The 20,101-nt window shown below is 68.2% G+C and carries 25 protein-coding genes and 1 pseudogene; 11 read left to right on the top strand and 15 right to left on the bottom strand.

All coding sequences use genetic code 11. The features are described from left to right. Positions 1-69: 69 nt before the first annotated feature. Positions 70-993 carry a tyrosine recombinase XerC gene (locus GJV80_RS03470; RefSeq protein WP_154686699.1) on the bottom strand — a complete coding sequence of 308 codons (924 nt, stop codon included), beginning with the start codon at positions 991-993 and terminating at the stop codon, positions 70-72. Between the two features lie 29 nt (positions 994-1,022). Here GJV80_RS03470 and GJV80_RS03465 point away from each other — a divergent pair, with 29 nt between their 5' ends. The 3 genes from GJV80_RS03465 to def all read left to right on the top strand — a co-directional run bounded on the left by GJV80_RS03465 (position 1,023) and on the right by def (position 4,016). Then, positions 1,023-2,072 carry a beta-propeller fold lactonase family protein gene (locus tag GJV80_RS03465; protein WP_154686698.1) on the top strand — a complete coding sequence of 350 codons (1,050 nt, stop codon included), beginning with the start codon at positions 1,023-1,025 and terminating at the stop codon, positions 2,070-2,072. 73 nt (positions 2,073-2,145) lie between these two features. Continuing rightward, complete coding sequence (locus GJV80_RS03460) at positions 2,146-3,414, top strand: amidohydrolase (RefSeq protein WP_154686697.1); 1,269 nt, start codon at positions 2,146-2,148, stop codon at positions 3,412-3,414. Continuing rightward, the gene (gene def, locus GJV80_RS03455) at positions 3,411-4,016 is read left to right on the top strand and encodes a peptide deformylase (protein ID WP_154686696.1); all 606 of its coding nucleotides are present in this window, start codon (positions 3,411-3,413) and stop codon (positions 4,014-4,016) included. The genes GJV80_RS03460 and def overlap by 4 nt, the downstream gene beginning before the upstream one ends. A gap of 10 nt (positions 4,017-4,026) precedes the next feature. Here the strand turns inward: def and GJV80_RS23610 are convergent, their stop codons facing one another. The 3 genes and pseudogenes from GJV80_RS23610 to GJV80_RS03445 all read right to left on the bottom strand — a co-directional run bounded on the left by GJV80_RS23610 (position 4,027) and on the right by GJV80_RS03445 (position 7,003). Then, the gene (locus GJV80_RS23610) at positions 4,027-5,118 is read right to left on the bottom strand and encodes a 6-phospho-beta-glucosidase (RefSeq protein WP_255455527.1); all 1,092 of its coding nucleotides are present in this window, start codon (positions 5,116-5,118) and stop codon (positions 4,027-4,029) included. A 37-nt stretch (positions 5,119-5,155) separates the two neighbouring features. Next, positions 5,156-5,401, bottom strand: a pseudogene (locus GJV80_RS24470) (6-phospho-beta-glucosidase); the annotation flags it as partial. Positions 5,402-5,449: 48 nt separating this feature from the next. Beyond that, positions 5,450-7,003, bottom strand: coding sequence for a DUF222 domain-containing protein (locus GJV80_RS03445; protein WP_154686695.1), 1,554 nt, complete (start codon positions 7,001-7,003; stop codon positions 5,450-5,452). A gap of 48 nt (positions 7,004-7,051) precedes the next feature. On the opposite strand from GJV80_RS03445, the gene GJV80_RS03440 reads away from it, so the two are divergent. Further along, positions 7,052-7,984: a hypothetical protein gene (locus GJV80_RS03440; RefSeq protein ID WP_154686694.1), complete on the top strand. Its 933-nt coding sequence runs from the start codon at positions 7,052-7,054 to the stop codon at positions 7,982-7,984. 1 nt (position 7,985) lies between these two features. Here the strand turns inward: GJV80_RS03440 and GJV80_RS03435 are convergent, their stop codons facing one another. The 3 genes from GJV80_RS03435 to GJV80_RS03425 are packed head-to-tail and all read right to left on the bottom strand — an operon-like array spanning position 7,986 to position 9,874. Next, positions 7,986-8,555: a DinB family protein gene (locus GJV80_RS03435; RefSeq protein ID WP_154686693.1), complete on the bottom strand. Its 570-nt coding sequence runs from the start codon at positions 8,553-8,555 to the stop codon at positions 7,986-7,988. Between the two features lie 30 nt (positions 8,556-8,585). Further along, a complete protein-coding gene (locus GJV80_RS03430) occupies positions 8,586-9,419 on the bottom strand; it encodes an RNA methyltransferase (RefSeq protein ID WP_230208490.1) in 834 nt (277 codons plus the stop codon). After that, positions 9,419-9,874, bottom strand: coding sequence for a bifunctional precorrin-2 dehydrogenase/sirohydrochlorin ferrochelatase (locus GJV80_RS03425; RefSeq protein ID WP_230208095.1), 456 nt, complete (start codon positions 9,872-9,874; stop codon positions 9,419-9,421). Before GJV80_RS03425 ends, GJV80_RS03430 begins: the two co-directional genes overlap by 1 nt. 19 nt (positions 9,875-9,893) lie before the next feature. Here GJV80_RS03425 and GJV80_RS03420 point away from each other — a divergent pair, with 19 nt between their 5' ends. Continuing rightward, the gene (locus GJV80_RS03420) at positions 9,894-10,439 is read left to right on the top strand and encodes a YbaK/EbsC family protein (protein WP_154686690.1); all 546 of its coding nucleotides are present in this window, start codon (positions 9,894-9,896) and stop codon (positions 10,437-10,439) included. Here GJV80_RS03420 and GJV80_RS03415 read toward each other — a convergent pair. Genes GJV80_RS03415 through GJV80_RS03405 form a run of 3 tightly spaced genes read right to left on the bottom strand, consistent with a single transcriptional unit; the run spans position 10,436 to position 12,990 of the window. Continuing rightward, positions 10,436-11,650, bottom strand: coding sequence for an SPFH domain-containing protein (locus tag GJV80_RS03415; protein WP_154686689.1), 1,215 nt, complete (start codon positions 11,648-11,650; stop codon positions 10,436-10,438). The two genes, GJV80_RS03420 and GJV80_RS03415, sit on opposite strands and share 4 nt — an antisense overlap. 31 nt (positions 11,651-11,681) lie before the next feature. Continuing rightward, the gene (locus GJV80_RS03410; RefSeq protein ID WP_195909139.1) at positions 11,682-12,164 is read right to left on the bottom strand and encodes an NfeD family protein; all 483 of its coding nucleotides are present in this window, start codon (positions 12,162-12,164) and stop codon (positions 11,682-11,684) included. Between the two features lie 43 nt (positions 12,165-12,207). Continuing rightward, positions 12,208-12,990 carry an ABC transporter ATP-binding protein gene (locus GJV80_RS03405; protein ID WP_154686688.1) on the bottom strand — a complete coding sequence of 261 codons (783 nt, stop codon included), beginning with the start codon at positions 12,988-12,990 and terminating at the stop codon, positions 12,208-12,210. Between the two features lie 18 nt (positions 12,991-13,008). Here GJV80_RS03405 and GJV80_RS03400 point away from each other — a divergent pair, with 18 nt between their 5' ends. Then, entirely contained in the window at positions 13,009-13,755 is a 747-nt protein-coding gene (locus tag GJV80_RS03400; RefSeq protein WP_154686687.1) for a hypothetical protein, read from the top strand. A 25-nt stretch (positions 13,756-13,780) separates the two neighbouring features. Here the strand turns inward: GJV80_RS03400 and GJV80_RS03395 are convergent, their stop codons facing one another. From GJV80_RS03395 to GJV80_RS03385, 3 genes are all read right to left on the bottom strand, one after another. Then, positions 13,781-14,212, bottom strand: a complete 432-nt coding sequence (locus GJV80_RS03395) for a nuclear transport factor 2 family protein (RefSeq protein ID WP_154686686.1) — start codon at positions 14,210-14,212, stop codon at positions 13,781-13,783. Positions 14,213-14,278: 66 nt separating this feature from the next. Next, positions 14,279-15,049, bottom strand: coding sequence for an enoyl-ACP reductase FabI (gene fabI, locus GJV80_RS03390; protein ID WP_154686685.1), 771 nt, complete (start codon positions 15,047-15,049; stop codon positions 14,279-14,281). Positions 15,050-15,074: 25 nt separating this feature from the next. After that, positions 15,075-15,809, bottom strand: coding sequence for a beta-ketoacyl-ACP reductase (locus GJV80_RS03385; RefSeq protein WP_230208094.1), 735 nt, complete (start codon positions 15,807-15,809; stop codon positions 15,075-15,077). Between the two features lie 41 nt (positions 15,810-15,850). Between GJV80_RS03385 and GJV80_RS03380 the strand changes: the two genes are divergently transcribed. Both GJV80_RS03380 and GJV80_RS03375 read left to right on the top strand, forming a co-directional pair. Beyond that, a complete protein-coding gene (locus GJV80_RS03380) occupies positions 15,851-16,156 on the top strand; it encodes a DUF3099 domain-containing protein (RefSeq protein ID WP_195909137.1) in 306 nt (101 codons plus the stop codon). Further along, positions 16,149-16,334 (top strand): acetone carboxylase, encoded by a 186-nt coding sequence (locus GJV80_RS03375; protein ID WP_154686683.1) that lies wholly within the window; start codon positions 16,149-16,151, stop codon positions 16,332-16,334. The genes GJV80_RS03380 and GJV80_RS03375 overlap by 8 nt, the downstream gene beginning before the upstream one ends. A 7-nt stretch (positions 16,335-16,341) precedes the next feature. On the opposite strand, the gene moaA is transcribed toward GJV80_RS03375, so the two are convergent. Further along, positions 16,342-17,367, bottom strand: a complete 1,026-nt coding sequence (moaA, locus tag GJV80_RS03370) for a GTP 3',8-cyclase MoaA (protein WP_154686682.1) — start codon at positions 17,365-17,367, stop codon at positions 16,342-16,344. A 45-nt stretch (positions 17,368-17,412) separates the two neighbouring features. Next, complete coding sequence (fdhD, locus tag GJV80_RS03365; protein ID WP_154686681.1) at positions 17,413-18,237, bottom strand: formate dehydrogenase accessory sulfurtransferase FdhD; 825 nt, start codon at positions 18,235-18,237, stop codon at positions 17,413-17,415. Between the two features lie 17 nt (positions 18,238-18,254). On the opposite strand from fdhD, the gene GJV80_RS03360 reads away from it, so the two are divergent. Genes GJV80_RS03360 through GJV80_RS03350 form a run of 3 tightly spaced genes read left to right on the top strand, consistent with a single transcriptional unit; the run spans position 18,255 to position 20,065 of the window. After that, on the top strand, positions 18,255-18,500 hold the full coding sequence (locus GJV80_RS03360; protein ID WP_154686680.1) for a DUF6457 domain-containing protein: 246 nt from the start codon (positions 18,255-18,257) through the stop codon (positions 18,498-18,500). Positions 18,501-18,513: 13 nt separating this feature from the next. After that, the gene (locus tag GJV80_RS03355) at positions 18,514-19,323 is read left to right on the top strand and encodes an SURF1 family protein (RefSeq protein WP_195909136.1); all 810 of its coding nucleotides are present in this window, start codon (positions 18,514-18,516) and stop codon (positions 19,321-19,323) included. Next, entirely contained in the window at positions 19,304-20,065 is a 762-nt protein-coding gene (locus tag GJV80_RS03350) for an SDR family oxidoreductase (protein ID WP_154686678.1), read from the top strand. Before GJV80_RS03355 ends, GJV80_RS03350 begins: the two co-directional genes overlap by 20 nt. Positions 20,066-20,101: the final 36 nt, after the last annotated feature.

Here is a 20,101-nt window from a genome sequence, read left to right as displayed (position 1 = left end):
CCGGCCCGATCCGCACCGGCCCGCTGAGTACCGGGTGGAGCCCGCGCGGCCCCGGACGGCCGGGTCGGTTCAGGCACGCGGGTGGGCCTGCTCGAAGGCCCGCCTCAGCCGTTCGTTCGTGACGTGGGTGTAGATCTGCGTGGTCGCGAGCGAGGAGTGGCCGAGCATCTCCTGGACACTGCGGAGGTCAGCGCCGCCCTCCAGCAGATGGGTAGCCATCGCATGGCGCAGTCCGTGCGGGCCCAGATCGGGCGCGCCCTCGGTCAGACCGAGCGCGCGATGCACGATCCGGCGCACGACCCGCGGGTCGATCCGCGCGCCGCGCTCTCCGAGGAACACGGCGGTGCCGGACCTCGGCCCGGCCAACAGCGCGCGCCCTTCGGCCAGCCAGCGATCCACAGCACGTAGCGCCGGCCCGCCGATCGGCACCGACCGTTCCTTGCCTCCCTTGCCGAAAACCCGCAGCACGCGCCGATCGGGGTCGACGTCGGCAAGGTCGAGCCCGCACAGTTCCGAGACCCGGATCCCGGTCGCGTACAGGGTTTCCAGGATGGCCACGTCCCGGACGCCGACCGGACCGCCTGCCTCCTCGGCCCGGCCGATGGCGCCCTCCAGCATGGACGCTGCAGCCCGCTGGTCGACTGTGGCCGGCAGCCGCCGCTGCTTCTTCGGCGACTTCAGTCCGGCGGCGACGTCCCGCGGCACGCGACCGGTCTGGCACGCCCACGCCCAGAACACCCGAACGGCAGCGGAACGGCGTTGCAGGCTCGCGCGCGCGGCACCGGTGCTCTGCATCCGCGCCAGCCAGCTGCGCAGGTCGGCCAACTCGGCCGCGGCGGCATCGTGGAGGCCCATCGCCTCCAGATGCGCGAACAGGCTCTCCAGGTCGCCCAGATAGGCCCTGACCGTGTGTTCGGACAGTCGGCGTTCCGAGCGCAGGTGCCGTTCGAAATCGGTCCGCAGATCGGCGAACTGCTCGCCCGGTTGCCCCATGTCCCCCACTCTCTGATATCTGTGAGCCCATGACCGAAGCCGACACGCAGGACGCGCCGTCCTACACCGCACCGGAGCAGATCTTCATCGGTGGCTACACCAGCGAGATGGGCGGCGGCTCAGCCGGTCTCAGCGGCCGATCCGGATCCGACCCCAACACAGAGACCGGGACCGCCGGACTGCAGTCACCCACCTATGTCGTCAAGCACCCGACCCAACCGTGGTTGTACGCGGTCAGCGAGTCGACACCGGGTACCGTCTCGGCGCTGCGCTACGACGAACGCGGTCCGCATCTGATCAACACCGTTGAGAGTGGCGGCGACGGCGGCTGCCACCTTGCCTTCGACCACAGCGGGAAGTTCGTCGTGGTCGCCCACTACACCAGCGGATCGATCGCCAGCTTCCGGATCGAGGACAACGGCGCCCTGTCCGAACGGATCGGCCTGCTGCAGTTCTCCGGGTCCGGTCCGGATCCGGAACGGCAGGACGCGGCCCACGCGCACCAGGTGGTCAGTGCCGGCACTGCGCTCCTGGTGCCCGATCTCGGCACCGACTCGATTCACATCGTGCGGATCGACGACGACGGCAACCTCGACCCGGCCACCGATTCGATCATCCTGCCGCCGGGCTCAGGACCTCGACACCTGCTGCTGTCCGGCCAGTACCTCGTAGTGGCCTGTGAGCTGTCCGCCGTGCTGTGGGTGGGTGCCCTGGACGCCGAGGTGGGTTCCGAAGGCGTCAGCCTGCCGACATCGGCTCGGGAGACCGACCAGCGGGTCTACCCGTCGGCGATCGCCCAGTACGGCGACCAGATCGTTATCGCCAACCGCGGTGCGGACACGCTGAGCTTCTTCACCCTCGACGCGTCGGGGACGCCGCACCCGCTGGTCGAGATCGACTGCGGCGGCGCCTGGCCCCGAGATCTGACCGTCGACGACGATCAGCTGTGGGTCGCCAACCAGGTCGGCAACAACGTCACCGTGATCAAGCCGACGGCGGTCAGCCCGAACGCCGAGGACTGGAAGACGGTGCTGCAGATCGACACACCGACACCGGCCGTCGTGGTACCGGCGCGATAGCGTTGGGCCCCGACCCAGAGACGTCGCCGAGAACGCGTCCTGAGAACACGTCCTGAGAACGAGGAGACAGCCCGTGGCCCGCGCAGCACGGAAGCAGAGCCGGACAGAGCCGAGCACCGGCCAGGATGTCGCGATAGTCGGCGGCCGGGTGGTCCCGGTGACCGGAGAGGTGATCGAGAACGGCACCGTCCTGATCAAGGACGGCAAGATCACCGCCGTCGGCGCCAAGATCAAGGTCGATAACGATCTGCCGATCATCGACGCTGCAGGCAAGTGGGTGCTGCCGGGGTTCCTCGAGGCACACGGTCATGTCGGGGTCCACGAGGAGGGCAACGGCTGGGCCGGCAGTGACACCAACGAGATGACCGACCCGGTCGGCGCCAGGTTCCGTGCCCTGGATGCGATCAATCCCGCCGACGAGGGCTTTCGCGACGCGCTCTCCGGTGGCGTCACATCTGTGGTGATCAAGCCCGGGTCGGGCAATCCCATCGGCGGCCAGACCGTTGCGGTCAAGTCCTGGGGCCGCATCGTCGACGAGATGTTGATCAAGCAACCGTGCAGCGTGAAGTCGGCCCTCGGTGAGAACCCGAAGCGGGTGTACGGCGAGAAGAAGCAGACCCCGTCGACCCGGCTCGGCGTGGCCTCGGTGATCCGGGATGCCTTCGCCGGCGCCCAGGACTACGTGCTCCGCAAGTCTGAGGCCGAACGCGACGGCAAGGCGTTCACCCGCGACTCGAACAACGAGATCCTGGCCTCGGTGCTGTCCGGTGAGCTGCCCTGGTGCCAGCACACCCACCGCGCCGACGACATCGCGACTGCCATCCGGTTGGCCGAGGAGTTCGGCTACAAGCTGGTGATCAACCACGGCACCGAGGGACACCTGCTCGCCGATGTCCTTGCCGACAAGGGCATCCCGGTGATCATCGGGCCGCTGTTCACCTCACGCAGCAAGGTGGAACTGAACCAGCGGCACATGCGCAATCCCGGCCTGCTGGCCAAGGCAGGGGTCAAGATCGCGATCACCACCGATCATCCGGTGGTGCCGATCAACTTCCTGATCTATCAGGCGATCGTCTCGGTCAAGGAGGGTCTGGACCGCGACACCGCGATCCGAGCGCTGACCATCAACCCGGCGGAGATGCTCGGACTGGCCGACCGCATCGGATCCCTCGAGCCGGGCAAGGACGGCGACGTGGTGGTCTGGAGCGGCGATCCGCTGGACATCATGAGCCGCGCCGAGCAGGTGCTGATCGAGGGCCGCCCGGTCTACTCCTACGACTACGACCAGGGCACCGGGGTGACCGCGGATCCGTACACCGTGCTCCGGAGCCGCGCGGGATGAGTGAACTGAGTACCTCCGATCTGACCACCGGTGGCACCGTACGGCCGATCACCCGGTGGGGCGAGCCGGTGCTGCACCGGCGGCAACAGCCGGTGACAAGTTTCGACGACGACCTGCACCGGCTGATCAGGGACATGTTCGCCACCATGGCGGCCGCCGACGGCGTCGGGTTGGCCGCACCCCAGGTCGGAGTCGATCTTGCCCTGTTCGTCTACGACTGCCCCGACGAGAACCGGCGCCGGCACATCGGCGTCTTCTGCAACCCGGTGGTGACACTGCCGGAGGGCAAGGACCGCAAACTCGACTACATCGACGAAGGCTGCCTTTCGCTGCCCGGGGCGTACATCGAGTTGGCCCGACCGGATGTCGCGATCTGCACCGGCCAGGATGCATTCGGCAAGGAGATCAGGGTCGAGGGCACCGGCTACTTCGCCCGGTGTCTGCAGCACGAGACCGACCACCTCAACGGCACCGTGTTCGGTGACCGGTTGTCCTCCCGGGCACGCAAGAAGCTGTACCAGGAGCACAAGAGCGTCGCCGAGACCTATCCTGCCGACTGGCCGGTGACTCCCAGGAGCCAGCCGACGCCGACCGACGACTGACCTCCTCCCGTCAGGCGTTCGGCAAGGCTGCGGCTACCTCGGGGAGCTGCGCCAGGTAGGCATCGACCAGCTGCCGGGCGATGCTTCGTGAGTCGACCAGCGGGTGCAGCGCGAAGGCGGTGACTGCGGCGCTGCGGGAGCCGGCGCGGACAGCGGCGATGATCTGTTGCTCGACGGCTTTGACCTGCTGCATCAGGCCGAGCTCGGCCAGACCCGGCGGATCGACGGTGAGCGGATGAACACCGTTGGCGTCGATCACCGTTGGCACCTCGACGACGGCCTCGTACGGCAGTCCCTGGACGGTGCCACGGTTGCGAACATTGAGGATCGCTGCGCCCCGTTCGTTGCGGCTGATCGCTCGCATCACGGCCAGCGCGACACCGGCATAGCCCAGTTGCCCGGGATCGGCCGTCGGGTCGTCTTCGTTGCCTTGCGGATGCGCTGCCGGGGCGCCCTGTACCCCACCCTTGGCCTCGGCCATGTAGCTGGCCTCCCGCTGTTCGACCGTCTGCCGCCACAGCTCGGCGACGTCTTCGGTCTCCGCCGCCCGGTGGTAGAAGGCGGTCTGGGTCGTTGCCAGGAAATCGCCCCGAGTCGTCCGGGCCGCGCGGATCCTTGCCACCGCATCCCGGTTGTCGTAGTAGTAGTGCAGGTATTCGTTCGGGATCATGCCCAGACTGCGCAGCCAATCGGCGCCGAAGATCGTCGCCTCCTCGAGCCTGGCCAGTCGAGCATCGTCGGCCAACAGCTCCGGCAGGATATCGCGACCGTCGAGAAGGATCCGGCGCATCCAACCCAGATGATTGAGCCCGACGTAGTCCAGCTGCAGGCGGCGGTGATCCTTACCGAGGATGCCCGCCACCCGCCTGCCGAGTTCGGAGGGTGTGTCGCAGATGCCGAGGACCCGATCGCCCAGCTCGGTCTGCAGGGCCTCGGTGATGATGCCTGCCGGGTTGGTGAAGTTGAGGAAGTACGCCTCCGGCGCCAGCCGCTTGGTTCGGCGGGCGATGTCGATCATGACCGGCAGGGTGCGGATGGCGTACGACAGTCCGCCCGGTCCGGTGGTCTCCTGACCGATCACCTCCGAGCTCCAGGGCGACATGTTCGTCGACCTGGCGCCCGCGAAGCCCGCCCACCCGGACCGCCGCGAAGATGAAGTCACTGCCGGTCAACGCCGCATCAAGATCGGTCGTCGCGGTCACCGACGGAGCGTCCGGGAACGGCTCGGCAAGCTGACGCAGAATCCTGACCATCACCCCGAGGCGCCGCTCGTCGGTGTCATAGAGGCTCACCTGATCGACACGTGGTTTGCCGGTGTCCCTCAGCAACGCCTGCCAGACGAACGGGGTCCGGAACCCACCACCACCCAGGATGCACAGCTTCACACCAGATATCTTCGCTGGTCGGCCGGCGCGGGCATCACCCGGTGGTGATCAAGCGCTCAGGGCCAGCCGCTCGCGCAGCAGTTCCTCGACCATGCTGTGTTGGTCGTCGAGGCATTCGCCGGCGATCCAGACGGCTCGGGCGAACTCCCCGGCACCCAGGTCGAAGGTGCCCGAAGGGTTCACCACGAGGACGCCGCCGTATTTCGTTCTCCAGACGTGCGTGTCCGCCTGCGGTTGTCGTAGGGAGATCTGCCCAAACGTCTTGTACCGGTGTTCGCGCCGGGTCAACGGTCCCCCGTTGTGCAGGCCCGTCTGCCCCGGCGGCCCGCCCCGCTCGGGTGGTAGATAGGGCACGGTGTGGTCGAGATCGTTGCGCCGGGACAGGCTGTTGGACCACGGGAACCGGGAGGCCGGTGATCCGGCGAGCATTGCCTCCCGCATCGCCGGCGGGAACTCATACCGGTCGACCGCCGGTACGGCACCGGTGTTGATCGCCGGCTGCAGCCGGACGGTGCAGGCCTGGCCGAGCCAGCGCCGGACCACCTCGAGGAACACCGGGCCGATCTCCTCGACCCGAGTGATCCCGGCTTGCGGTGCGTCCGGGCAGAAGGGATCGTCCAGCGCGGTGTCGGCGATGTGCACGTGCAACGTTGCTGCCGGTTGCAGCCTGGTGAAGTCGATGCGCTTGATCAATTCGGTGACGAGGTGATCGTCAGCTGTGCCTTCGAAAACCGTGCCGTCGAGAAGCGTGCCGTCGAAGAGTCCCGGCTGGCTGGCTTCGAGCTGGATCCGGAATGCCAATCCGGGGTTGGTGTGCAACAGCTGCGCCGCGACGGCACGCCATTCGTCCATGCAGTCCCGACCGTCGCGCCCGGTCGGACCGCCGTCGACGGTGCGTGCGCCGCGGACGGGAACACCGGCCGGCAGCTGATCCTGCCGTGCCTTCAGTAATCGTGCGAGATCGTTGATCGCCGCCATCGACGACTCGGCGTCAGCCACCGTGGTGTGGATGAACAGGTCGGTCAGTCCCTCCGCATCGGGACGCCCCTTGCGGACGTAGCGGTCATGGATCGCCTCAAGGGCGGCCTGCTCCAACCGCTCCTGATCCACCCGCATGATCTCCGCTTCGACAAGATTGTCCAGCCGCTGTCCCGGCGTCAGTCTCGGCAACGCGGGCGCGATCTGCCGAGAGATGTCCTCGGCCTGCGGGCGGGTCAGGTGCCGGGTCCTGAACGCCAGCCGGTGCACCGTCTCTCGCCGGACCTGCCCGGCCTGGATCAACCGCCATACCTGCGGCAACCGATGGCGGGCATCCAGCGCGTCGGAGATCAGATTGCGCGCCTGGTCGGGATTCATGCCGATCTCAGCGCCGAGGGTGCCCGCTGCCGTCTCGGCCACGTCCGGGGTGCCGTCGCCACCGAACAGCACCGCCTTCTCGCCGTACTCCTCCAGCCGCTGCTCCGGAGTCAGCAGGCTCTCCGAGGGATGGAGGTCGGCCCACGCAGCGGCGGCCTCCAACAACTGGCAGCCTGACCGGCGTTCCGCCTCGACGGCAGACCGCGCCGCGGCGAGAACACCGCGATCATCGAGCCTGTCGTCCATGATCACGATGTTAGACGGCACCGCTGACACTTGCCGGTGGCGCGGGGGATGGCTGTGCACAAGTACGCGATCGGATATCTGCTTGCTACCCCGCCGGTTGATCAGCAGCCTGGGCACATGACGCCCGGGCAGATGACCGATGCGATCACCGACCCAGTGCTGGACGCACTGCTGGACGGCGTGACCGCCGACCCTCCCGAGCAGGAGCGCATCTTCCGCGCCCGGTGGCGAGCCGACAGCTCACGCTGTGTTCTCAAGATCGGGCTCGGTGATCTCGAGGCGGTGTGGATGCCGGCCATCGCGTCCCGCTGTGATGATGTCGTGCCCAGGCTGCTGGCCCAGGGCGACCGGCTCGGGCGAAGGCCACAGCGGTGGCTGGTCATGGAGGACCTGCCTCATCGCGGCCGCTCCGACGTCGTGGACACCGCACGGGCGATCATGCATCAGGCGGCCCGCTTCCAGCAGCAGGCCACCGAACTCGATCTGTCGACCTACCCGATCGATGCGAACTTCGTACGGACGAATGGTCAGTCAGCTGTTGATCATGGCTGCCCCGGCCCGGTCGCCGAGCTGCTCGACCGGGCCGGATCCGACGACGCGTGGTTGCACGCCGACAGCCCTTACGTGAAGTGTCACGGCGACGTCCACCCCTGGAACGCAGTAGCCGGCACTCCGAACGGACCGTGGCGGCTGATCGACCCTATCCCGCGGACCGCACCTTGGGCCTGGGACGCGGCGTATGCCCAGCTGACGTCCGGTACCCCGGATACCCCGGATCTGATCAGCCTGCTCGCCGAGGAGCGAGCGGCGCTCGGCGCCGACCTGCCCGATCATGATCGGCTGGACCGGGTCCGAGTGATTCTGCTGGGCTGGAGTTCGGTGATGTGGTGGTCGTTGTTGCCCCTGCGTCGTAACGAGCCGTGGTGGGTCGACCAGGTCCGCGGCCACATCACCGATCTGGTCGAACTCCCGCGGGACTGAGCTACTCCGGGAACGACTCGGCCAGTGCGCGCAGTCTGGCGGTGTGCTCGGCCCAGTCCGCAGCGGTCATGTCCGGCAGGTTGCTGGCGTCCGGGCGCAGGCCGGCGGCTCCGTCGGTGAGCTCGCGAACGATGTCGACCTGCCCGAGGTGCTGGGCGTTCTCGCTGATCACGTGGACCAGGATCCATTCGAGCGTGACCTCCTGGTCGCCCCACCACGGAACCCGGCCGACCGCATCCAGCTCGAGCTCCTCGATGGTGGCATCGGTGTGTGCCCAGGCCCGGCGGGCGAACTCCTTGATCATCTCTGCCGACTCGTCCTCGGCGGCCCACAGGTCGGTGCTGGGATCGGCGTCGATCCGGTCGATCAGCGGATGCCGGAACGGTCGGTCGAAGACCTCACCCAGGTAACCGACGTCGACCGAGGCGACATGTTTCAGCACACCCAGAAGATTGGTTCCGGTCGGGGTCAACGGCATTCGGACCTGGCGCTCGGACAGCCCGTCGACCTTCCACAACAGCGACTCCCTGGCGCGCTGGTAGTACCGCTTCAGCACTGACTTCTCGTCCATGGGTCTCGACCCTATCCAGGGTGGTCACTGTCATCCGGCGGTGCGTCCGGAAGCGAGTGCGTAACAGGCCACCGCGCTCGCCGCTGCCACGTTGAGCGAGTCGATGCCGGCCCGCATGGGAATCTTCGCGACCAGCTGCGCCTGGTCGATCCAGCGCTTCGACAGGCCGGCGCCCTCGGTGCCGAGCAGGATCGCGATCTTGGCTCGCCCGCCTGCGGCGAACCGGTCGCGTACCTGATCAAGGTCCTGTGCCTCGTCGGTCAGAGCGAGGGCGACGGTGGTGAAACCGTGATCGTTGAGCAGCCCGACCGCACTTCCCCAGTCCGCCATCCGTGCCCAGGGCAGGGAGAACACCGCGCCCATGCTGACCTTGATCGCCCGCCGGTACAGCGGGTCGGCCGACCGCGGGGAGAGCAGAGCACCCTGCCAGCCGAGCCCCGCGGCATTCCGCAGGATGGCGCCGACGTTGGTGTGATCGACGATGTCCTCCAGGACCACGAGTCGGTCCAGCCGTAGCAGGTCCTGCACCGATCGATCCGGTTGCCGGTGCAATGAGGCCAGAGCTCCGCGGTGCACATGGAACCCGGTGATCTCCTCGGCCAACCTCTCGGTGACCAGGTAGATCGGTACGTCCGGATGATCAACGAGCCGGTCGGCAAGTGGATCCAGCCAGCGCTCGGCAAGCAGGAAGGATCGGGGGCGATAGCCGGCGTCAAGGGCTCGCCCGATCACCCTCTCGCCCTCGGCGATGAACAGACCGCGCTCCGCTTCGAGATGCCTGCGCAGGTTGACATCCCGCAGTTTCACGTAATCGTCGATTCGACCGTCGTCCGACCCGGTGATCTTGATGATCTGGTGCTCGATCACAGGTCCAACTGTCGCAGCAACTCGTCGCGGATGCGGCGGGATCGACCGTGATCGCCGCCGGCAAGAACGCCGATCTGGACCCCGTCGGTCACTGCGCTGGCCGGGGTCCATGCGGTTGCCGCCTGCCGATCGTCGGACCGTACGCAGAAGATCCGGCGCTGCTCCGCCTCGGTCGACACCCGTTCGTTGCAGTCATGATCATCGGTGGCGACCAGGGCGTACCAGGCACCCTCCAAATCGCCGTACAGATAGCCGCGTTGCAACCAGGTCAGCCGTCCCGAGTCGGCCAGCTGCTTGATCAACTCCGTGGCCACGGGCGCGATCACGATCAGTTCCGCCCCCGCCTCCAGCAGCCGGTCAAGGCGGCGTTCGGCAACCCGGCCCGCGCCGATCACCACCACCCGGCGTCCGGACAGCCGGAGACCGGACAGGTAGGCGGGGACGGCGGGCACGGTGTCTATGATTCCACGCATGTCACAGCCCGTCGGACTCGGAACCTTGACCTGGCAGCCCGCGCTGACCCGGCCCGAACTCCTGGCCGCACCGGTCAAGACTGCACTGGAGTCGGGTGTGATCGACGCCGACCAAGTGTTCGTCACCGAGATCGATCCGGAACTGGCCGACACCGCGGCGTTCTGCGAGGCCTACCAGTCGCCGCTGGAGACCTCGGCGAACTGCGTCGTCGTCGCCGGCCGACGGGCCGAGGTGCAGACCACAGCAGCCTGTCTGGTGCTGGCCACGGAACGGGCGGACGTCAACAAGACTGTCCGCAAGCATCTCGGCGTGCGCAAGCTCTCCTTCGCGTCGATGGACGACGCCGTCTCCGACTCCGGGATGGAGTACGGCGGAATCACCCCGATCGGGCTGCCGGACGGCTGGCCGATCCTGGTCGACACCGCCGTCACCGGGCAGCCATGGATCGTGATCGGAAGCGGTGTCCGCGGCAGCAAGCTGGCCGTTCCCGGCTCCCTGGCAGCCAAGCTGCCGGGGGCCGAGGTGCTCCGGATCGCCCTCTAACCCTGTTGCGGCGGCTCGGGCGGAGCCGACGGCGGGGTGGGCGCGGAGGAGGGAGCCTGATGCTGCGGCTGCTCGTCCGCCCCGGAATCGGGCGCCGGGGCACCCAACCCGGCACCCAGTGCAGCGGGGCCATTCGACGGCGACAGCCGCGACATCCTGGTGTTCTCCAAGTCCTGGGCCGCGGCGATCGCCTCCTGGACCCGCTTGTCGGCGTCCTCGTCCTCGGCCTTCTTCTGTTCTGCCAGCTCAGCCTGGACGTCGATCTTCTTCGGCGCGGAGAAGTGCCCGTCGTTCGAGGTCGGGATGCCGGAGGCCGCCTGCGCGACCGCACCACCGAGACCCTCGAGAGCCTTGCCGATCTCCGACGGCACGACCCAGACCTTGTTGGCGTCGCCGCGGGCGATCTGCGGGAGCATCTGCATGTACTGGTAGGACAGCAGCGCCTGGTCCGGCTCACCGGCGTGGATCGCGTTGAAGACAGTGGTGATCGCCTGCGCCTCGCCCTCGGCACGCAACATCTGCGACTGCCGATCTGCCTGGGCGCGCAGCACAGCGGCCTCGCGTTCGCCCTGGGCGCGTAGGATCGCCGACTCCTTCTCACCACCGGCCGACAGGATCTGGGACTGCCGCTGGCCCTCGGCCAACAGGATCTGGGCCCGTTTGTCGCGCTCGGCCCGGGCGCCCTTCTCCATCGCGTCGCGGATGGTGGGCGGCGGATCGATGGCCCGCAACTCGACCCGGTTGACCTTGATCCCCCACTTGCCGGTGGCCTCGTCGAGCACCACGCGCAGCTTGCCGTTGATCTCCTCACGGCTGGTCAGCGTCTGTTCAAGATCAAGTCCGCCGATGATGTTGCGCAGAGTCGTCATCGTCAGCTGTTCGATCGCCCGCACGTAGTCCTGCGCCTCGTACGCGGCCCGCACCGGATCGATCACCTGGAAGTAGATCACCGAATCGATGTTGACCATCAGGTTGTCCTCGGTGATCACGCCCTGCGGCGGGAACGGCACGACGACCTCGCGCATGTCCATGCTGTAACGGACCCGGTCGACGAACGGCACCAACAGGTGCGGTCCGGGCGGAAGTGTCCGGTGGAACTTGCCCAGGCGCTCCACCACCGCCACCCGCTGCTGCTGGATGATCCGGATCGCGCTGCCCAGCACGATGATCAGCACGATGATGACGATGATCAACGCGATAATGCCGCCCATGGCACTCCTTCGGAGATTGTCGACTTCCAGCCTACGGGGTGGGAAGCTCACCGTACCTGGGATAGACGACGGCGATCGGCCCGTCGATCGCGTACACCTCGATCTCGGTGCCCTTCGTGATCACCGTGTCGGGCGTGTACACCCGCGCCGTCCAGGTCTGTCCGTCGACCTTGATCTCGCCACTCTGGGTGGTGATGTCGGTGGTGGCCAGGCCACTGCTGCCGACCATCTTGTCGGCCGACGACCGGTAGCCGGGCAGCTGGTGCACCCGCTTCATTAGTGTCGGCCGGGCCACTGCCAACATCCCGACCGAGACGCCGGCGGCGACCAGGATCTGCAGCCACCACAACTCCGGAAAAATGGCACCGACCACCGCCCCGGCGACCGCACCGACGGCGATCATGATCAACACAAAGTCCAGGGACAGGATCTCGGCGACCCCGAGCAGGACGGCCAGCGTCAGCCACAGTGCCCAGGGGTTGTCGCCGAGCCAGTCCGTCAAGTTCATCGGCATCGGATCACCCCGTTGTCTGTCTTACCGTCCATAGTGCCAGCCGCTACCCAGCGCGAGCCGCGAACCGGCCGCGGTCCTCGGACAGCTCGAGCCGCAGATCGAAGGTTTCGCTCAGTGTCTCGGCCGTCAGGGTCTCCGCCACTGGACCGGCAGCGACCACCGAGCCGCCCTTGAGCAGCATGGCGTGGGTGATACCGGCGGGGATCTCCTCGACATGGTGGGTGACCAGCACGGTCGCCGGTGCGTATGGGTCGGTGGTGAGCTGGGACAGGGTGCGCACCAACCCCTCCCGGCCGGCAAGATCCAAACCGGCGGCCGGCTCGTCGAGCAGCAGCAGTTCGGGGTCGGTCATCAGCGCACGCGCGATCTGCACCCGCTTCTTCTCGCCCTCACTCAGCGTTCCGAACGTCCGGTCGGTCAGCGACTGGATGCCGAGTTGGGCGAGCAGCTGATCGGCCCGCTGGTGATCCAGTTCGTCGTAGGACTCCCGCCACCGGCCGATCACCGCGTACCCGGCGGACACAACCACGTCATGCACGCGCTCGCTGCGCGGGATCCGTTCGGCCAGCGACGCGGAGGTCAGACCGATCCGCGGCCGGAGTTCGAACACGTCGACCGTGCCGAGCACCTCGCCCAGCAGACCGGCAACACCCGAGGTCGGGTGGATCTGGGCGGAGACCACCTGCAGCAAGGTGGTCTTCCCGGCTCCGTTCGGTCCGATGATGACCCAGCGTTCCGCCTCGTCGACCGTCCAGCTGATCTTGTCCAGCAAGGTCGCGCCGCCCCGGACGATGGTGACTTCAGCGAGGTCGATCACGGCTGCCATGAAGGAGAACTTACAGGCGTGACGTACCGTGTTTTGGTGCACCTGCCCTCCGTCCGCCTGGCAAGTCATCTCAACGCGTTGATCCACCGCGCCATGAGCGCCGAGGTGGCTGCCCACGAGATCATCGAACCGGACGTCGCCCATCACGTCATCGACTCAGACGGCCGGCTGGGTTTGCTGCCGCTGAACGCGCATCCGCTGGAGACCGCGCTGCCCGTGCTCCGGATGGCCGAGCGGGACAGCTGGGCGCTCGCTCTTCCACTTCCCGGTGCGTTGGGGCCGCTACGTGGGCCGCGAGGCTTCAACGAGGCCGCCCTGGAGGCCGGCGAGGCGGTGATCGGCGTCACTGCCGGTGTCGGGTTGGTGCCGACCCGGATCGGTCCCGCAGTGCAGTGGCGGGTGTTCGCCGCCGAACGGCCCTTCACGACGCTGACTCCGTACGACGCCGAGCGCGCCCTGAACGAGGTGGTGCTGGAGGCCGCCCGGACGCTGAGCAATCTCGAGGTCGCGGCCGGGACCCGGCCGCGGGAGGAGCGATCGCTGCGGCTGGCACCGGGTTATCCGAGTCGGCAACTGGCTACGGCGGAACGGGCGGCCAGGCTGCTGCGGGCCGCCGATGCCGCGTTGGCCGACGACGGCGGGGCGATCTCGGTCTTCGAGGCTGATCAGCGTGGCACTGTCCTGCGCCGGCTGCGGGCGGCCGCCAGCGATGCGCTGTGCGCCGCGGTGAGCTTCCCGCCCGGCCCGCAGTCATCGGTCGGCTGAACGACGGCGGGATTCACCTCGGCATTCAGCCAGGTTCGGTCGGCGGGCCGGCGATCTCGTCGCCGTGGCGGTGCGCGACCTTCCAGCCGCCGTCCTCCCAGCGGTAGATCTGGGTCGCGCGCAGCGTGTAGGCGCGCGGCTTCCCGTTGACCGAGGCCGCGGTGTGTTCCAGCCCGACGGTGTACGCCATTCGGCCGACGACGTCGAAGGCCTGCAGGTCGAAGTCGTAGGCCGCGCAGTCGGAGAAGCTGTCGCCGAGTGTCGCGAACAGCTCGTCGATCCCGGCCTGCCCGTGCGCGTCTCGCCAGGCGCCGAGCACGCTCACCGGTTCACGGCGCGACCACAGGGCCCGACGCGGGCCGGCATCGCCGTTGTGCAGCGCCAGCTCCGCCTGGTAGAGCGGGCCCCGCACCCAGTTCAGGAAGCCGTCCCGGTCCGGGGCCGTATTGTCGTCCACGGTTTCGACGCTAGACCCGCGACAGGGCGCCTGGGTGTGGAGTCGGAAACCGCCGCTCCCCCGCTCTCAGGCGCCCATCTTCTGCATGCCGCCGTCGACGTGGATCATCTCGCCGGTGGTCTTGGGGAACCAGTCCGAGAGCAGCGCGACGGCGGCCTTGGCGGCCGGCGTGATGTCCTTGGCGTCCCAGCCCAGCGGTGCGCGGTCGGCCCACAGTCCGTTGAACTGGTCCGAGCCCGGGATCGCCTTCTTGGCCAGGGTGTCCAGTGGCCCGGCCGAGACCAGATTGACCCGTACGCCGTCGGGACCGAGGTAGCGCGCCAGATAGCGGGACGTCGACTCGAGTGCCGCCTTGGCGACGCCCATCCAGTCGTAGACCGGCCAGGCGACGGTGGCGTCGAAGTCGAAGCCGACCACGGCAGCGGTCTCGCCGAACAGCGGCTTGCAGGCCATGGTCAGTGAGGCCAGCGAATACGCCGAGACCTGCAGGGCCGTGGACACGTCCGGCCAGGGGGTGGACAGGAACCCGCCGCCGAGGGCCGTCTCCGGGTTGGCGAAGGCGATCGCGTGCACGACTCCGTCGAGGCGGTCGACGTGCTCGCGGAGCGCGGACTCCAGACCGGCCAGATGCTCCTCGTTGGTGACGTCGACCTCGAGTAGCACCGGCTCGGGGTCGAGTTTCCGGATCACCCGCCGGGTCAGGCTCATCGCGCGGCCGAAGTTGGAGACGAGCACGGTCGCCCCCTCCTGCTGCGCGATCCTGGCGGTGTGGAAGCCGATCGACGTGTCCAGGGTGACGCCGGCCACCAGGATGTTCTTGCCCTCAAGGATTCCCACGTTGCTTACCTCTTTCCGTGGCGTCTCAGTGGCCCATGCCCAGGCCGCCGTCGACCGGGATCTGTGCGCCGGTGATGTAGCCGGCCTGGTCGCCGGCCAGGAACTCCACTGCCGAGGTGACGTCGGCGACGTCGCCCAGCCTGCCGACCGGAATCTGTTTCTTGTAGCCGGCGACCAGGTCCTCAGACAGCTCGGCCGTCATGGCGGTCTCGATGAAGCCGGGTGCGACGACGTTGGAGGTGACGCCACGGGAGCCGACCTCGCGGGCCAATGACCTGGCCATGCCGAGCAGGCCGGCCTTGGACGCGGCGTAGTTGACCTGTCCGGCCGAGCCCAACAGGCCGACCACCGAGGAGATGAAGATGATCCGCCCGAAGCGCTGCCGGATCATCGGCCGCACGGCCCGTTTGGCCACCCGGAAGGCGCCGGTCAGGTTGGTGTCGATCACCGTCTGCCAGTCCTCGTCCGACATCCGCAGGACCAGCGTGTCGCGGGTGACCCCGGCGTTGGCGACCAGGATCTCGACCGGACCGTTCGCCTCCTCGATCTGGCTGAACGCGGCCTCCACCTGACCGGGGTCGGTGATGTCGCACTGCACGCCGAGCACGCCGGTGGGTGCCTCGCCGCTGCGCGAGGTCGACGCCACCCTGTGGCCGGCGGCTGCGAACCGCTCGACGATCGCCCGCCCGATGCCCCGGCTGCCCCCGGTCACCAGCACACTTCTCGACCCGACGGTCGGCCCAACGCTTGGCTCAGTCACGCGGGTCACCGTAGCGGATTGCTGAGCGTAAGCTGGGCCGGGTGAGGTCAGCAGCACGCGGGTCGCGCGAGCGCATCGTGATCACCGACGCCCAGGAGGGCTCCAGCGCTGACCTCAAACAACGACAGATCCGGTACGCGATCACCATGGGGTTCCGGGTGGTCTGCTTCATCTCGATGCTCTGGGTGCCCAGTCCGTGGCGTTGGTTCCTGCTCGGCGCGGCGATCGTGCTGCCGTACATAGCCGTGATCTTCGCCAACCAGGCGGACCAGCGGACCCGGCACGGCCATTTCGAACACGGCGGCCGGGAGCTGGAGAACCATCACCGGAAAGAGTTGGATGAGTGAGCTGATCTGCTCGGCCAAGGGCTGCCAGCAACCGGCGGGCTTCGACCTCGGCTGGAACAACCCGAAGATCCATACGCCCGATCGGCGGAAACACTGGCTGGCCTGCCCCGAGCATCGTGAGTCGTTGGCGAAGTTTCTCAGTGCCCGCGGTTTCCTCCGCGAAGTCACCGAGCTCTGAAGCCGAGCTAGCCGCCGATGGCCGACATCGGCCGGTCCGGTTGCAGGAACGACGGATCGTCGATGCCGTGGCCGGGGAGCTTCACCGCGACCGCGGAGACCCACTGGTCGGCGATCTGCTCGTCGGTCGCACCGCTGCGCAGCGGCGTCCGAAGATCCTGCTCGGTGCGGGCGAAGAGGCAGTTGCGCAACTGCCCGTCCGAGGTCAGCCTGACCCGGTCGCAGGCACCGCAGAAGGGTTGGCTGACTGCGGCGATGACTCCCACCCGATGGTCCGTCCCGGCGATCCGGAACAACTCCGCCGGCGCGCTGCCCCGGGCGGCACGGTCCTGGGGATCCTCCGCCAGGCTGAACTCGGCCGACAGCTGCTCGAGGATCTCTCCGGCGGTGATCATGGTCTGCCGGTTCCACCCGTGCTGGGCGTCCAACGGCATCTGTTCGATGAATCGCAGCTGGACGCCCTGGTCGATCGCCCACCGCAGCAACGGCAGCGCTTCATGATCGTTAATGCCGCGCATCAGCACGGTGTTGATCTTGACCGGCTGCAGGCCAGCCTGTTGGGCTGCCGCAATGCCGGCCAACACATCGTCCAGTCGGCGGCGCCGGGACAACCGGTGGAACGTCTCGGGATCAAGCGTGTCCAGCGAGATGTTGATCCGGTCCAGCCCGGCGTCCGCGAGCGCCTGAGCGCGACGGGCCAGCCCGATTCCGTTGGTGGTGAGGGCGATCCTCGGCCGGGTGGGCAGCGCGGCGATGCCGGCGACCAGCCGCTCCAGCCCCTTGCGGAGCAGCGGCTCGCCGCCCGTCAGCCGTACCGTCCGGATGCCCAGCAGCGACGTGCCGATCCCGATCAGCCGGAGGAATTCCCGGTCGGTGAGCACCTCGTCGTTCGGCAGCCACTCCAGACCCTCGGCCGGCATGCAGTAGGTGCAGCGCAGGTTGCAGCGGTCGGTCAGCGACACCCGCAGGTCCGTCGCGACCCGGCCATGCCGGTCCGCGAGAGGACGCGGGGTGGGCAGAAGCACCGAGCTCATGAACCGAGCCTACGCGTCGGGCCGCTTCAGGCCCCCGCCGGTGGGTCAACCGGTAACGATCCGGTCCGGGTGGGTGTAGACGTTCAGGGTGTCGCCGCGGGCGAAACCGACCAGCGTCAGACCGGCCCGGTCGGCGAGGTCGACGGCCAGCGAACTGGGCGCGGAGACAGCGACCAACGCAGGGATTCCGGCCATCACCGCCTTCTGGGTGAGTTCGAAGCTGGCCCGGCCGGAGACGACGAGCAGGCAGTCCCGGAGCGGCAGCAGTTCCGACCGCAGGGCGTGGCCGACGACCTTGTCGACAGCGTTGTGCCGGCCGACGTCCTCGCGTACGCAGATCAGGTCGCCGGCGGTGGTCAGCAGGCCCGCGGCATGTACGCCACCGGTCCCGGCGAAGAGCTGCTGCCGGCTGCGGAGCAGGTCCGGCGCCTCCGCGATGAGTTCGGCAGCGATCTCCGGACCGGGCTCCAGCGGCTTGGCCGCGCGGCCAAGTACCTGGTCGATCGACGTCGTGCCACAGATCCCGCAGGCGCTGGTGGTCAGCACGTTGCGCCGAAGACCGGGGTCGGGTACTCCCACTCCGGCGGCGAGATCGACGTCGATCACGTTGTAGGTGTTCAGGCCGTCCGGTCCCGCGCCGTCGCAGTAGCGCGCCGTCGTGATGTCGGCGGCGGCCTGGATGATCCCCTCGGCGAAGCACCAGCCGTTCACCAGGTCGATGTCGTGTCCGGGAGTGCGCATCGTCACGGCGAACGATTCGCCACCGAGCCGGATCTCCAGCGGCTCCTCGACAGCGAGCCGGTCGCTGCGCGGCGACCAGCCGTCCGATGTCAGTCTGCGGACCAGGTGCTGACGAGCCGCCCGTGCCATGGGGCAATCATGTCACCATGGATCTGAACTCGGATTTGACCGCCTGGCTTGAGTCGTTGGCCGAAGAGTTGGAGTTGTCCGATCTCGACCTGGACGACGATTCGGTGCACACGGTCCTCGACCTGGCCCGGGATGCCGCCCATCACGTCGACCGGCCGGCTGCGCCGTTGACCACCTTCCTGGTCGGTGTGGCGGTTGGCCGCGGTGCGTCCCTCGGGTCGTCCGCGGCGAAGGCCACCGCACTGGCCGTGGGCGAGGCGTAACTACACTCGTCTGGTGTCGCAGTCCGAGCCGCATCCCGAGCCGAAACCCGAACCCAAGCGCCCACTCTGGGTGCGTTGGCTGGCACTGACCCTGTTCGTTGCGGTCCTGGGTGTTGCGTTCGTCAACCTCGGTGAGTGGCAACTGCGCCGGCTGCACGAGCGCCGCGCCGACAACCAGGTGATCCGAGCCAACGAGGCTGCCCCGGTCGCCGACTTCGACCAGGTGTTCACCCACCCGATCGGCGACGCCGACGAATGGCGGCGGGTGCGGGTCACGGGCACCTTCGAATCCGGCCGGCAGTACATCATCCGCTACCGGCAGAACGGCGACGCCGACGGCTATGAGGTGGTCACCCCGCTGCGCACCGACAGCGGCAGGACCGTGTTGATCGACCGCGGCTTCGTCGGCCTGGACGGTGGTCAGCAGATCCCGAACACGGCGCCGGCGCCACCGTCCGGGCCGGTGACCATCGTCGGTCGGGTGCGGCAGAACGAGACCGGCCGGAGCGGGGCCATCGTTCCGGTCGACGGGCACGCGCGGTCGATCAACTCCGACAAGATCGCCGCCGATCTGCGCACGCCGGTGGTCAACGGCTACGTCGACACCCTGTCGATGGATCCGAGGGACACCATCACGGCGCAGGTCATCGAACTGCCCGAACTCAGTGACGGACCGCATTTCTGGTACGCGGTGCAGTGGTTCATGTTCACCGGCATGGGTGCGCTGGGGGTCGTGGTCTTCATCCGCGGTGATCTTCGTGACCGGCGCGAGCGCAGGGAACGAGCATGGCAGGATCAACCGCATGGATCTGCAGCTCACTGACCGGGTCTTCATCGTCACCGCGGCCAGCAGCGGTCTGGGCCGCGCCTGCGCAGCGGCACTGGTCGCCGAGGGCGCCAAGGTCGTCCTGGTCGCCCGGCGCAGCGAGATGCTCGCCGAGGTGGTGACCGAGCTCGGCGCCGAGTCCGCCGTGTCCCTGACCGCCGATCTGGCCGACCCGCAGACCGCCGAACGCGCGGTCCGGACGGCCCTCGACGGTTTCGGTCGGTTGGACGGCGCGCTGATCAGCGTGGGCGGTCCGGCGGCAGGTCCGGTGGTCAAGCTCTCCGATGATCAGTGGCGCGACGCATTCGAGTCGGTGTTCCTCTCCGCGTTGCGGGTGGTCAGCTCGGTGATCGAGAACAGCACCGCGCCCGATCCCGCGATCGCCGTCGTGCTGTCCACCTCGGTGAAATCGCCGATCGGCGGCCTGTCCGCGTCCAACGGCCTGCGGCCCGGGCTGGCAATGTTGATCAAGCAACTCTCCGACGAGCACGGGCCGGACGGTCTGCGGATCAATGGGCTGCTGCCGGGCCGGATCGACACCGATCGGGTGAAGCACCTCGACTCTCTTTCGCCCGATCCGGCGGCTGCCCGGGCCAGCGGCGAACAGTCCATTCCGCTGCGTCGCTACGGTGACCCGGCCGAGTTCGGTCGGGTTGCTGCCTTCCTGCTCTCGCCTGCTGCCTCCTACGTCACCGGCAGCATGATCGCCGTCGACGGCGGGGCGTTGCGCACCCTCTGACCCGGTCACCGGTCGGCCGCCTCCCGATGATCGACA

The organism is Microlunatus sp. Gsoil 973, from assembly GCF_009707365.1.
In the GTDB taxonomy this organism is placed as follows: Bacteria; Actinomycetota; Actinomycetes; order Propionibacteriales; family Propionibacteriaceae; genus Microlunatus.
This window is presented reverse-complemented; position numbering and strand designations above follow the sequence as displayed.